The sequence below is a fragment of the Pannonibacter sp. genome (assembly GCF_051860505.1).
Taxonomy (GTDB): domain Bacteria; phylum Pseudomonadota; class Alphaproteobacteria; order Rhizobiales; family Stappiaceae; genus Pannonibacter.
In genome coordinates, this window is record NZ_JBHYDX010000009.1 from 34,931 (window position 1) to 48,038 (window position 13,108).

General features: G+C 61.7%; 10 protein-coding genes. All 10 read right to left on the minus strand.

The features are described 5' to 3' along the window. Window positions 1-552: 552 nt before the first annotated feature. The gene (locus tag ACTIFE_RS08195) at window positions 553-1,233 is read right to left on the minus strand and encodes an ABC transporter ATP-binding protein (protein WP_439528675.1); all 681 of its coding nucleotides are present in this window, start codon (window positions 1,231-1,233) and stop codon (window positions 553-555) included. A 39-nt stretch (window positions 1,234-1,272) separates the two neighbouring features. Further along, window positions 1,273-2,496: a lipoprotein-releasing ABC transporter permease subunit gene (locus ACTIFE_RS08200; protein ID WP_439528762.1), complete on the minus strand. Its 1,224-nt coding sequence runs from the start codon at window positions 2,494-2,496 to the stop codon at window positions 1,273-1,275. Between the two features lie 353 nt (window positions 2,497-2,849). Further along, the gene (gene proS, locus ACTIFE_RS08205; protein WP_439528676.1) at window positions 2,850-4,178 is read right to left on the minus strand and encodes a proline--tRNA ligase; all 1,329 of its coding nucleotides are present in this window, start codon (window positions 4,176-4,178) and stop codon (window positions 2,850-2,852) included. 579 nt (window positions 4,179-4,757) lie between these two features. Beyond that, window positions 4,758-5,018, minus strand: a complete 261-nt coding sequence (locus ACTIFE_RS08210) for a DUF1467 family protein (protein ID WP_439528677.1) — start codon at window positions 5,016-5,018, stop codon at window positions 4,758-4,760. Between the two features lie 100 nt (window positions 5,019-5,118). After that, on the minus strand, window positions 5,119-5,523 hold the full coding sequence (mce, locus tag ACTIFE_RS08215; RefSeq protein ID WP_439528678.1) for a methylmalonyl-CoA epimerase: 405 nt from the start codon (window positions 5,521-5,523) through the stop codon (window positions 5,119-5,121). A gap of 60 nt (window positions 5,524-5,583) precedes the next feature. Then, the gene (locus ACTIFE_RS08220) at window positions 5,584-7,251 is read right to left on the minus strand and encodes a ribonuclease J (RefSeq protein ID WP_439528679.1); all 1,668 of its coding nucleotides are present in this window, start codon (window positions 7,249-7,251) and stop codon (window positions 5,584-5,586) included. A 40-nt stretch (window positions 7,252-7,291) separates the two neighbouring features. Then, complete coding sequence (locus ACTIFE_RS08225) at window positions 7,292-8,071, minus strand: biotin--[acetyl-CoA-carboxylase] ligase (RefSeq protein WP_439528680.1); 780 nt, start codon at window positions 8,069-8,071, stop codon at window positions 7,292-7,294. A gap of 7 nt (window positions 8,072-8,078) precedes the next feature. Then, a complete protein-coding gene (gene nuoN, locus ACTIFE_RS08230; RefSeq protein ID WP_439528681.1) occupies window positions 8,079-9,521 on the minus strand; it encodes an NADH-quinone oxidoreductase subunit NuoN in 1,443 nt (480 codons plus the stop codon). A 27-nt stretch (window positions 9,522-9,548) separates the two neighbouring features. Next, window positions 9,549-11,075, minus strand: a complete 1,527-nt coding sequence (locus ACTIFE_RS08235; protein ID WP_439528682.1) for an NADH-quinone oxidoreductase subunit M — start codon at window positions 11,073-11,075, stop codon at window positions 9,549-9,551. Continuing rightward, window positions 11,075-13,102, minus strand: coding sequence for an NADH-quinone oxidoreductase subunit L (gene nuoL, locus ACTIFE_RS08240; RefSeq protein ID WP_439528683.1), 2,028 nt, complete (start codon window positions 13,100-13,102; stop codon window positions 11,075-11,077). The genes ACTIFE_RS08235 and nuoL overlap by 1 nt, the downstream gene beginning before the upstream one ends. Window positions 13,103-13,108: the final 6 nt, after the last annotated feature.

The following is a 13,108-nucleotide window of genomic DNA, read 5'->3' on the forward strand; positions in this document are numbered from 1 at the left end:
AGCATCATCCCAACCCGTCACCGGATCCTGGATGATCAGCCGCTTGTCCCTTTGACATGCCCTGAAGCGGGGGGCGCTGTCGAGATGCGATCAGGCCGATCACGGCCCGATCCAGTGTTTCCTGCGCCGGCGGCGAGCCGTGATGGGCCGGTGCACCTCAGTTGAACGCGAGCAGAACCTCTCCCCAGACGGCAATGGTGGCGGCGAAAACAACGAGCGAACCGAAAGCGGCGATATCGCGGGCCAGGAATGTCATGGCATGCTCCTCTCTTTCGAACCGGCAGCTCCGCTGCCTCGGGTTCCGTGGTCTGGGGCCGCACCGGCCCCTTGGTCAGCAGATTGTTCTCTTTTTGTTCTTTTGACAAGCCTCAATCAGACCCGCAGCGTCGGAGGCCCCGTTGTTCTCATGCGAGGGTGAACAAATAATGAACAGAGCAGTGGCGCCAGAGATTGCACCTGCCGAACACTCAGCTCCGCAAGCGCGATACCTACCCCCCTTGCGCGGCTTGGAACGTCGCAGGTCAGGTATAAGAACCAGCGGGCCCAGCGGGATCAGTAATCGAGAATCAACCCGTCACGGAGCGTGATGACACGGTCCATCCGTCCGGCCAGTTCCATGTTGTGGGTGGCAAACAGGGCCGCAACGCCGGTCGCCCGCACCAGCGCCTGCAGTGCTTCAAAGACATAGTGAGCTGTCTGCGGATCCAGATTGCCGGTCGGCTCGTCGAGCAACAGGAGCCGCGGCGCATTGGCTACGGCACGGGCAATGGCCACGCGCTGCTGCTCGCCGCCGGACAGTTCGGACGGACGATGGGTGCCCCTGGCCCCTAACCGCATGTAGGCAAGGAGCTGGCTGGCGCGTTCGGCTGCGGTCTTTTTCGGCAGGCCCTGGATCATCTGCGGCATCATCACATTCTCCAGCGCGGTAAATTCCGGCAGGAGATGATGGAACTGGTAGACGAAACCGATGTCGTTGCGCCGGATGGTCGTGCGGGCGTCATCACCGAGCGCCCCACACGGCTTGCCGTCGACATAGACCTCACCCGAATCAGGCTTTTCCAGCAGGCCGGCGATATGCAGCAACGTTGACTTGCCCGTGCCGGAGGGCGCGACCAGAGCGACCATCTGGCCAGCTTCAAGGGAAAGGTCTGCGCCCTTGAGGATCTCCAGCTTGCCCGACGCTTCACTGAATACACGGGTGATGCCACTCAGGCGCAAAACGGACGCGGACATGGACGAAGTCTCTCCTGGGGATCCTGCGGCGGCCATTACTTACTCGTACCGCAACGCTTCAACCGGATCGAGGCGCGCAGCACGCCAGGCCGGATATATCGTTGCCAGAAGGGACAGCACCAGCGCCATCACCAGCACCATGATCGTCTCGCCCTGATCCATTTCAGCCGGCAGGCGGGAGAGGAAGTAAAGCGTCGGGTCAAACAGTTGCGTGCTGGTCAGCCAGGAAATGAACTGGCGGATGCTCTCAATGTTGAGGCACACGACCAGACCCAGAAGGAAGCCCGCAAGCGTACCGACAACACCAATGCTGGCACCGGTGATGACGAAGACGCGCATGACCGCCCCCCGCGTTGCCCCCATGGTGCGCAGGATGGCGATATCGCGCCCCTTGTCCTTCACAAGCATGGTGAGGCCGGAAATGATGTTGAGCGCGGCCACAAGCACGATCAGCGTCAGGATCAGGAACATGACATTGCGCTCCACTTCCAGGGCGGAGAAGAACGTCATGTTGCGCTGGCGCCAGTCACTGACAAATGCTGGTCGCCCTGCCCCTTCCTCGACCGCCGTGCGATATTCGCCGACCTTATCGGGATCATCGGTGTAGACCTCGACACCCGTCGCCTTGCCGTCCATGCGGAAGAAGCCCTGGGCTTCGGGCAGCGGCATGAAGGCGATGGTGCCGTCATATTCCGACATACCGATCTCGAAGATGGCGCTGACCGGATAGGCCTTGGTGCGCGGCGTTACACCCATCGGGGTCACCGCACCACGCGGCGAGATGATGGTGATGCTGTCGCCGACCTGCAGGCCGAGCTGCTGCGCCATGCGCGTGCCGATGGCAATGCCGCCGCCCGTGTCAAATCCCTCCAGAGAACCCTGACGGATGTTGCCGGCAACCAGGGGCAGGCGCTTCAGATCGCTCTCGTAAAGCCCGCGTACCAGCGCCCCGAGGTTGCCAGCCGGGCCCGCCACAAGGGCCTGGCCCTCGACAAAGGGAATGGCGGCAACGACACCGGACACACCCTGCAACCGTGACGCAACTGCGTCGTAGTCGGTGAGCGGTTGATCAATCGGCTGAACCAGCATGTGGCCATTGATGCCGAGGATCTTGCTGAGGAGTTCCGTGCGGAAGCCGTTCATCACCGCCATAACGATGACGAGGGTCGCAACGCCCAGCATGATGCCGGCAAAGGAAAACCCGGCAATGATCGAGATGAAGCTGTCGCGGCGACGTGAACGCAGGTACCGACCGGCGATCATCCACTCGAACGGCGCAAACGGACGAACCGCACCCGGACCGCTCTCCCCCTTGGAGTTGCCCGCACTCCCGGGCTTCTCCGGCTTGGCATCCTTCGATTGCGGCGATGTGGTGCGTGCGCTCATGATCTGCCTTGAAGGTGGAGCAAGGGCTCGGCCCTGGCACCGGACGTCCTGCACTGTCGCGAGAGCGTCCGGTCTGCCTGCTTGTTCTGTTTCCCGAATCTGCCCCGGCACTAGAGCTTGGGGCAACAGGACCGCGCTCTACTCGCCAAAACAGGCAGGATTGCGAGCACATCGGCTGTTTCTGCAGCCAAGTGCAACGAATCCCCTGTCACGAGGATCCGCGAGTGGGATCACGAGGTCAATGCATCGCGGATCTTGTTGAAGGCCGTCTCAATGGACAAGGTCTCGCGCGCGCCTGTTGCGCGCTCCTTGACCTCGACTTGCCCGTCTTTCAGGCCACGCGGACCTGCGATCAGCTGGAACGGAAGGCCAATCAGATCCATCGTAGCGAACTTTGCACCGGCGCGGGTGTCCGCGTCGTCGTAGAGCACTTCGATACCGGCATTCTCGAACCGCTGGTACAGCGCCTCGCAAGCCTGATCCGTCTCGGCGTCGCCGGGCTTCAGGTTGATCAGGCCAACGTGGAACGGGGCCACCGAGGCCGGCCAGATGATGCCGTCATCGTCATGGCTCGCCTCGATCAAGGCCCCCATCAGGCGCGACACGCCGACGCCATAGGATCCCATGTGGACCGGCACTTCGGTGCCTTCCGACGTCATGACCTTGGCGCCCATCGGCTCGGAATACTTGGTGCCGAAATAGAAGATGTGTCCCACCTCGATGCCACGGGCCGAAACACGGTCGTCTTCGGGGATGGCATTGAAAGCCGCCTCGTCGTGCATCTCTTCGGTCGCCGCGTAAGGCGTCGTCCAGCTGTCAACGACTGGCGTCAGGTCGGAGGCAAAATCGGTATCGAGGCCGGGCGTTGCCATGTCCAGGAGGCTCTTGTCGCAGAACACGGCGCTTTCGCCGGTGGCGGCCAGGATGATGAACTCGTGGCTCATGTCGCCGCCGATCGGGCCGGTGTCGGCGCGCATCGGGATCGCCTTCAGCCCCATTCGGGCGAAAGTACGCAGATAGGCGACGAACATGCGATTATAGGCGTGACGGGCCGATTCCTTGTCGATGTCGAAGGAATAGGCATCCTTCATCAGGAACTCACGGCCGCGCATGATGCCGAAGCGCGGACGGACCTCGTCACGGAACTTCCACTGGATGTGATAGAGATTGAGCGGCAGGTCCTTGTAGGACCGCACGTAGGACCGGAAGATCTCGGTGATCATTTCCTCGTTGGTCGGCCCGAACAGCATCTCGCGCTCATGGCGGTCGGTGATGCGCAGCATTTCCTTGCCATAGGCATCATAGCGTCCGCTCTCGCGCCACAGATCCGCCGTCTGGATTGTCGGCATCAGCAGTTGGACAGCCCCTGCCCGGTTCTGCTCTTCCTCAACGATCTTTTCGATCTTGCGCAGCACGCGAAAGCCGAGCGGAAGCCAGGAGTAGATACCCGCAGACTGCTGGCGGATCATGCCGGCACGCAGCATCAACCGGTGCGAGACGATCTCGGCTTCCTTGGGGGTTTCCTTCAGGATGGGCAGAAAAAAGCGGGACAGTCGCATGTCAGGTTCCTGAATATCGCGGGCACCCACCACCGGGCCGCGCCGCAGTCAAACCGCATGCATCTCCAAAACACAAGTCCCTTGCAGAAATGCGGCAGGAAAAGCTTGGGATTCCAGGGGCCAGGCCACCTTCCCCGGGGGACATCCCCTTGAGGAATAAGACTTTCCGAAACGCCCCCGGAAGCAGCATGCAAAAATTTTGGGCTTATGCGCTCAAAATAGTGACAAGTTTGTGTCAATGCGCTAGTTTGCCTCTCCATAAGAACAGAGGCAGTGAGCGGCAACGTTCTAAGCCTTTCATAACAGGCATCGCGGTCTGAGTCTTGGGAGGAAGATCCCTCTGGCGCACCCACAAGGTTCGCAGCCGACACAGTGAAGTTTCCAAAAGGAACGCACTGATGTATCGAGGGAGTTTTGGACGCGGAACTAAAAAAGCAGGGCAATCGCCCTGCTTTTTTTTCGTCTTCAGCACTGTTTCCACTCAGGAGATTTTATCGGGCGTCTGCCACAGGGCATCGGTCCGAAGGCTGCACACGGAAGCCAGCCCCCGGCCTGCCGTTCATCGGCCGGAACCTCGGCTCAGCGCGGTCCGGGCAGCGGGATGTCGTCCAGGGTGATGCCGGACTGACGCAGCCAGACAAAGCCCGCGAACAGCACCGTTGTGACGATGGTTGTCCAGATCGCCGTGCGCAGCATGCGGAACCGGGCCGGGGCGCTTGCTTCGGTACCGGGCACCACTTCGCCTTCTTCTGCCTGGGTCCTGACGCCGAAGGGCAGGATTGCAAACAGCACGATCCACCACATCATGAAATAGATGGCGAGTGCAAAAGGGACTGACATGTCGCAAGGGTCCTAAGGTTCAACTGCTTCGCCTGGCTGCCGGGGTCAAGCGGGTAGATGCGGAGCCAACCGGCCAGCCAGCCGGCTCCAACTGGAGTGATCAGGCTTGTTCGAGTTCGGTCAGGGTACCGAGAAAGTCCTTGGGGTGCAGGAACAGCACGGGCTTGCCATGAGCACCGATCTTCGGCTCGCCGTCCCCAAGGACGCGGGCACCGCGCGCAACCAGTTGATCACGTGCGGCCAGGATGTCCTCGACCTCGTAGCAGACATGGTGGATGCCACCGGACGGGTTCTTTTCAAGGAACCTGGCGATCGGAGAGCCGGCGCCCAGCGGTTCCAGCAACTCGATCTTCGTATTCGGTAGGTTGATGAACACGGTCGTCACGCCGTGTTCCGTCTGCGCCACCTTGGCCGAGACCTCCGCGCCGAGCGTATCGCGATAGACGGCGGTTGCCGCGTCAATGTCAGACACGGCAATCGCCACATGGTTCAAACGTCCGATCATGCACACTCCCCCAGGGGTCGGGGGTGCGGCCTTTGCGGGAACCAAACACCCACCGGGTTGTCAAACTCGGGTGACGAGTGCCTTGCAGAGCGCCTTCTTGCCCCACACGGATGTCACCGATGCACGCGCCGCACGCCGCAGAGCCTCCGCGACCATATCATCGTCCTTGCGGCGGGCTTTCGGGATGCCAGACAAGGCCCCTGTGACCGCCTTACGGACAATTTCCTCCATCGGATCGCCCTCGGTATCCGTTTCCGGAATGCCGAACAGGGCAACGGCCGGATCGTCCATCATGTCACCGGCCCGGTTCAACACGACGGAGACCACCAGAGCGCCGGCGATGGCCAGCTTGCGCCGTTCCTTGACGCCGGTCATCTCCGGGTCGCCCATGACATTGCCATCGACGACCGTGAGGCCAAAGGGGGCCTCGTCGATCACCTTGGCATCGCCCGGGAACAACCGGATGATATCGCCATTGCCGGCAATCACGACGGAGCCGATGCCCTGACTGCGCGCAAACTCGCCATGGGCCGCAAGATGGAACGGTTCGCCGTGCACGGGAACCACCACCTTTGGCTGAACCAGCTTGTAGAGCTCGGCCAGTTCTCCGCGACGCGGATGGCCCGAGACATGGACCAGCGCATCGCGGTCGGTGACGATCTGTACTCCGGTCTTTGCAAGACCGTTGACGACGGCACCGACTTCCTTCTCGTTGCCCGGAATGGTACGGGCTGAGAAAATCACGGTATCCCCCTTGGCCAACGCGATGTTGCGATGGGACCCTGCCGCAATTCGGGACAGGGCTGCGCGCTCTTCGCCCTGCGACCCCGTGCAAAGCAGCACGGTCTTCTCCCGCGGCAGGAAGCCATAGCTGTCCTCGTCGAGGAATGGCGGCAACCCATCAAGATAGCCAAGCTCGCCGGCCACATCGATGACGCGGCGCATGGAGCGGCCAACGACAACCAGGTTGCGATCCGCAGCAGCGGCGGCCTCCGCAATGGCCCGAATGCGGGCCACGTTGGAGGAAAACGTTGTTACGGCAACGCGGTGCTTGGCTTCCCTCATAATCCGGGTGAGCTCGGCACCAACATCCGACTCACTCGGGCTGAAGCCGTCGCGATAGGCGTTGGTGCTGTCGCAAACCAGCGCCGTGACGCCTTCGTTGCCCAGTTCCTCCAGACGCTTGAGGTCGATCGGCAGGCCAAGACCCGGCTTCAGGTCGATCTTCCAGTCGCCCGTATGCAGCACCATGCCTTCCTGGAACCGCAGCGCAAGCCCGCAGGGCTCCGGGATAGAGTGGGACATGGCGACAAACTCGACATCGAACGGTCCGATGTTGAGCCGCTGGCCCTGCTGGACGACCGTCACCGGAATGTCTTCCGCACCGGGTTCGCCCTCGACCTTGGCCTCGATCATTCCAGCCGTGAACGGCGTCGCATAAACCGGCGCCCGCAGGAGCGGCCACAGATGCACGAGACCACCGTAATGATCCTCATGCGCGTGGGTGATCACAATGCCGGCAATGCGATCCTTCTCAGCCTCGAGGAAGCTGATATCGGGCAGAACCAGATCGATGCCAGGCAGTTCCGGGCCGGCAAAGGTCACGCCGACGTCCACCACCAACCAGGTGCGATCATCCTCCGGACCATAGCCATAAAGGCCCAGATTCATGCCGATTTCGCCAACACCGCCGAGCGGCAGGAAGACGATTTCGTTGGCCTCAGCCATGCGTTCAAACTCCTTCTGTCATCTTGCGCGGCGGGCTGGATCAGCCCTCAGATCGCGCACCGAAGAACACGTCTCCGGCCGAAACAATGCGTCTTTTCCCGCCTGGAAGCTCAAGCACGAGCTGTCCGCGCGGGTCGATATCCCTGAAGTACCCGATCAGGTCCTCTTCAGGCAGGCGAACGGTGATGGTCTCACCCAATTTCAATGCCCGTTCCAGCCAGGCGCGCCGGGCGGGCTCAAAGCCATCCTTGCGCCAATTATCCAGCCGGCTTGCGACGCTGGCCGACAGGCAGCGGAACATCGTTCCGGCCTCGACCCTGTAGCCAAGCGACGCCAGATCCGTTGCCGGATAGTTTTCTGGCTCCGGATGGCTGGCGCAATTGACCCCGAACCCGCAGACGACCGCCAGATGGCCATCCGCCAGCGGCTCTGCCTCCAGAAGGATGCCGGAAAGCTTGGCGCCGCCAACGAGCAGGTCGTTGGGCCATTTGAGCCGCGCGAGGCCAAAGGCCCCAACGGCCGTATCCACCGCTTCTGCGAGCGCGACTGCCGCAACCAGCGGCAGTTCCCCGATCCGTTCGCGCGGGCCCGGATCGATCAGCAGCACACTGGCGAACAGGTTGCCGGCCGGCGACACCCAGTTGCGGCCACGCCGTCCACGCCCTTGCGTCTGCACATCGGCGAGAACCCAGAGCCCACTCGCCTGCCCCGCCCGCGCCGCTGCCATCGCCGTGCTGTTGGTCGAGGGCAGACTCGCGTGCCTTTCAAAGCGGAAGCCCGGCGCCTGAGGCACCGGGCCGAAAGTCAGGTCAGCTGACATCCGCGTCTCAGAACAGGCTCTTGGCCGCAAGCGCTGTCGCCGTCGTGATCGGCTGCGGCAGCACGATGTAGAAGATCACGAAAATGCTCGAGAGACCCAGCACCACCTTCAGTTCGGCAGGCATTGCCTCGAACTTCTCGGCCGGCTCGTCAAACAGCATCACCTTGATGACGCGAAGGTAGTAATAGGCGCCGACCACAGACGCAACCACGCCGATGATCGCCAGCGGATAGAGCCCAGCTTGCACGGCAGCCGAGAACACATACCACTTGCCCCAGAACCCGACGAAGGGCGGAATGCCGGCGAGCGAGATCAAGATGACCGACAACAGCATCGCCATCGGCAGGTTGGTGCGCCACAGACCGGAGAGGTCAGCGATCTCCTCGACCATGCCATCCTTGCGGCGCATGGACAGGATGCACGCAAAGGCGCCGAGCGTCATGCCGAGATAGGCGGTCATGTAGAACAGAACGCCTTCCACGCCTGTCTCCGTGCCTGCGGCAAGACCGACCAGGGCATAGCCCATGTGGCCGATCGAGGAATAGGCCATCAGGCGCTTGATGTTGCTCTGTCCGATCGCCGCGAACGCACCCAGCACCATCGAGGCGATGGAGACAAAGACGATGATCTGCTGCCACTCATGCGTCACCGGCTGGAACACATCGACGACGACGCGAACCAGGAGCCCCATGGCAGCAACCTTCGGTGCGGCGGCAAAGAAGGCCGTGACCGGTGTCGGAGCGCCTTCATAGACGTCCGGCGTCCACATGTGGAACGGCACGGCCGAGATCTTGAAGGCGAGGCCCGCCAGCATGAACACCAGGCCGAAGATCAGGCCGAGCGAGGCACCATCCCGGGTCAGGACTTCGGCAATCTGCGGGAAGCCGACATTGCCGGTGAAGCCATAGACCAGCGACATGCCATAGAGCAGCATGCCGGAGGACAGCGCACCAAGCACGAAATACTTCAGGCCGGCTTCCGTCGAGCGGACACTGTCACGGTTGATGGCGGCGATGACATAAAGCGACAGGCTCTGCAGCTCAAGGCCGAGATAGAGCGCGATCATGTCATTGGCCGAGAGCATGAGCATCATGCCGACGGTCGCCAGCAGGATCAGCACCGGATACTCGAACTTGTCGAAATTCTGGCTGCGCGCATAAGCCCAGGACATCGCAATGGCGAAGAACGAGCCGATCAGCACGAGCTGCTTCAGGTAGTAGGCGAAGCTGTCGAGAATGAAGGCGCCCTGGAACGTGGTGCCAAGCTGCGCGCCGAAGGGCATCACGAACAGGGCCGTGGCGGCGATGAGACCCATCGCCATGCCATTGACCAGGAAGCTGATGCGCTGACCGCCGAAGACGCCGATCATCAGCAGGGCGAGTGCCCCTACGGCCAGAAAGATCTCCGGCAGCACGGGCAGAAGGTCGGGCAACTGGGTGAGTTCAGTCATTGCACGCGTCTTTCGTCCTGTCGGGGATCAGTGGGCAACCGCCGGGGCGCCAGCCTGGACCGTATGTCCCGCCGCCTCGATGGCTGCCTGATAGTTGGTGATGAGCGCATCCACGGAGCCCTGCGTCACATCCAGGATCGGAGCCGGATAGAAGCCGAACAGGATCGTCAGGATGATCAGCGGAACCAGGATCACCTGCTCGCGAAGCGACAGATCGGTGATCGACTTCAGGCTTTCCTTGTCCAGCGCGCCGAAGACGACGCGGCGGTACAGGAAAAGCGCATAGGCAGCCGAGAGAATGACGCCTGTTGCAGCAAAGAGCGCAACCCAGGTGTTGACCTCGAATGCCCCCATCAGCGTCAGGAACTCGCCGACGAAGCCGCTGGTGCCCGGCAGACCGACGTTTGCCATGGTGAAGATGAGGAAGGCCACCGCATAGAACGGCATCCGGTTGACAAGGCCGCCATAGGCCGCGATGTCGCGGGTATGCATCCGGTCATAGATGACACCGACGCAGAGAAACAGTGCGCCGGAGACGATGCCATGCGACAGCATCTGGAACAGCGCGCCCTGGATGCCCTGCTCCGTCATCGTGAAGATGCCCATGGTCACGTAGCCCATGTGGGCGACGGACGAATAGGCAATGAGCTTCTTGATGTCTTCCTGAACCAACGCCACGAGCGAGGTGTAGATGATCGCGATGATCGACAGGGTGAAGACCATCGGTGCGAACATCTCGCTCGCTTCCGGGAACATCGGCACCGAGAAGCGCAGGAAGCCGTAACCACCCATTTTCAGGAGAATCGCAGCGAGCAGGACCGAACCGGCTGTCGGGGCTTCCACGTGTGCATCCGGCAGCCAGGTGTGCACCGGCCACATCGGCATCTTCACCGCAAAGCTGGCGAAGAAGGCAAGCCACAGCCATGTCTGCACATCGGAGGCAAAAGGATACTTGGCCAGTGCCGTGATGTCAGTGGTGCCGGCGCTCCAGTACATCGTCATGATGGCGATGAGCATCAGGACCGAGCCAAGCAGCGTGTAGAGGAAGAACTTGTAGCTGGCGTAGACGCGGCGCCTGCCACCCCACACGCCGATGATCAGGAACATCGGCAGGAGGCTGGCCTCGAAGAACACGTAGAACAGCACCAGATCCTGGGCACAGAACACCCCGATCATCAGCGTCTCGAGCACCAGGAAGGCGATCATGTATTCCTTGACGCGCTTCTGGACGCTCTCCCAGGAGGCGAGAATGCAGAAGGGCATCAGGAACGTGGTCAGGATCACGAACAGCATCGAGATGCCGTCGATGCCCATCTTGTAGCCGATGTTGCCGCCGAGCCATTCCTGGGTCTCGACGAGCTGCAGGCCCGGGTTGGCGTAGTCGAACGCGCCCCAGATGAACAGGGAGAGCACAAAGGTGAAGAGGGTCGTCACCAGCGCAACCATGCGGATGTTGCGCTTGGCGCCCTCGTCTTCCCCCGGCACCAGGAGAATGGCCAGCACACCTGCCAGCGGCAGGAAGGTGGTGGTCGTCAGGATCGGCCAGTCGATCATCAGTGCGCTCCCCCGCCGGTCGAAACACCGGTGAACATCGACCAGGTGACGAGCGCCGCCACACCGATCAGCATCGCAAAGGCATAGTGGTAGAGATACCCGGTCTGCAGGCGCACGACCCAGGTGGTGACGTTCTGGACCCGGGCCGCGACACCATCGGGGCCGCAGCCGTCGATGACCACGCCATCGCCCTTCTTCCACAGCATGCGGCCAATCCACATCGCCGGGCGGACGAAGATCCAGTCATAGAGTTCGTCGATGTACCACTTGTTGAGAAGGAACTTGTACAGCCCCTCCTGCTCGACCGCGAGACGCTTCGGCGTCTCGGGCGAGCGGATGTAGAAGTACCACGCCACGATAAAGCCACCGGCCATCATCACGAAGGGCGACACCTTCACCCATTTCGGGACGTCATGGATCGCATGCAGGATGTGGTTATCCGGTCCGGTGAACAGTGCCCCCTTCCAGAACGCATCATAGGCATCGCCGATGAACTGGGGCTTGAACACCATACCGGCTACAATCGCGCCCACCGACAGGAGGAACAGCGGAACCAGCATCACCATCGGCGACTCATGCACGTGCTTCATGACATCGACCGGGGCACGAGGCTTGCCATGGAAGGTCATGAAGGTCAGGCGCCAGGAGTAGAACGAGGTCAGGCCAGCTGCGACGACAGTCATCCAGAAGGCATACTGAGCCGCCGGATTATGGCCGGCAAACGCCGCCTCGATCACCGCATCCTTCGAGATGAAACCGGCAAAGCCGATATAGGTCAGCGGAATGCCGACGCCGGTGAGCGCCAGCGTGCCGATCATCATGGTCCAGTAGGTGTAGGGGATATGCTTGCGCAGACCGCCCATGCGCCGCATGTCCTGCTCGTCCGAGACCGCGTGGATGACCGAACCGGCGCACAGGAACAACAGCGCCTTGAAGAAGGCATGCGTGAACAGGTGGAACACGCCAATCGAATAGGCGCCGACGCCGAGAGCCACGAACATGTATCCAAGCTGCGAACAGGTCGAATAGGCGATGACCCGCTTGATGTCGTTCTGGACCAGACCGACGGTCGCGGCAAAGAAGGCCGTGGTCGCACCGAAAATCGTCACGACGGTCAGGGCAGTCGTCGACAATTCGAACAGCGGCGACATGCGGGCGACCATGAAGACGCCTGCGGTCACCATCGTTGCGGCGTGAATGAGAGCCGACACCGGGGTCGGGCCTTCCATCGCGTCCGGCAGCCAGGTGTGCAGCAGGAACTGCGCCGACTTGCCCATCGCACCAACGAACAGCAGGAGGCAGACCACGGTGATCGCCGACTGGGCATCCAGATGATAGCCGAGGAAGTTCAGGACCTCCGGACCATGCGCGGTTGCAGCTGCTTCCGCCCCATGGGCAACGACCCCGACCACCGCCGGAGCATTGGCGAATATGGTCGACAGGTTGATGGTGTCGAACATCACGAAGACACCGAAGATGCCAAGGATGAAGCCGAAGTCACCGACACGGTTGACGACGAAGGCCTTCATCGCCGCAGCGTTGGCCGACGGCTTCTGATACCAGAAGCCAATCAGCAGATAGGAGGCAACGCCCACGCCTTCCCAGCCGAAGAACATCTGCAGCAGGTTGTCGGCCGTCACCAGCGACAACATCGCAAAGGTGAAGAAGGACAGATAGGCAAAGAAGCGCGACCGGTGCGGGTCGTGGTGCATGTAGCCGATGGAATAGATGTGCACGAGCGCGGACACGCTGTTCACCACCACCAGCATCACCACGGTCAGCGTGTCGATGCGCAGAGACCAGGACACATCCAGCGTGCCGGAGGTGATCCAGCGCAAGATCTCGACCTGAACCAGCGCCGTTTCACCATAGCCGATCTGGAAGAACGCGACCCAGGACAGGAGCGCTGCGATCACCACCAGGGTGGAGGTCACCAGTTCGCTCGCCTTGTGGCCGATGGCGCGGCCGAAGAGGCCGGCGATCAGGAAGCCGATCAGGGGCAGGAAGACAATAGCCTGAAATAACATCTCTCC

What these genes read in the sequence shown, in the direction of transcription:
- mce (WP_439528678.1), bottom strand. Translation starts at nt 5,523, where the DNA reads ATGATCGGACGTTTGAACCATGTGGCGATTGCCGTGTCTGACATTGAC.
- ACTIFE_RS08225 (WP_439528680.1), bottom strand. Translation starts at nt 8,071, where the DNA reads ATGTCAGCTGACCTGACTTTCGGCCCGGTGCCTCAGGCGCCGGGCTTC.
- nuoN (WP_439528681.1), bottom strand. Translation starts at nt 9,521, where the DNA reads ATGACTGAACTCACCCAGTTGCCCGACCTTCTGCCCGTGCTGCCGGAG.
- ACTIFE_RS08210 (WP_439528677.1), bottom strand. Translation starts at nt 5,018, where the DNA reads ATGTCAGTCCCTTTTGCACTCGCCATCTATTTCATGATGTGGTGGATC.
- proS (WP_439528676.1), bottom strand. Translation starts at nt 4,178, where the DNA reads ATGCGACTGTCCCGCTTTTTTCTGCCCATCCTGAAGGAAACCCCCAAG.
- ACTIFE_RS08200 (WP_439528762.1), bottom strand. Translation starts at nt 2,496, where the DNA reads ATGATCGCCGGTCGGTACCTGCGTTCACGTCGCCGCGACAGCTTCATC.
- ACTIFE_RS08195 (WP_439528675.1), bottom strand. Translation starts at nt 1,233, where the DNA reads ATGTCCGCGTCCGTTTTGCGCCTGAGTGGCATCACCCGTGTATTCAGT.
- nuoL (WP_439528683.1), bottom strand. Translation starts at nt 13,102, where the DNA reads ATGTTATTTCAGGCTATTGTCTTCCTGCCCCTGATCGGCTTCCTGATC.
- ACTIFE_RS08220 (WP_439528679.1), bottom strand. Translation starts at nt 7,251, where the DNA reads ATGGCTGAGGCCAACGAAATCGTCTTCCTGCCGCTCGGCGGTGTTGGC.
- ACTIFE_RS08235 (WP_439528682.1), bottom strand. Translation starts at nt 11,075, where the DNA reads ATGATCGACTGGCCGATCCTGACGACCACCACCTTCCTGCCGCTGGCA.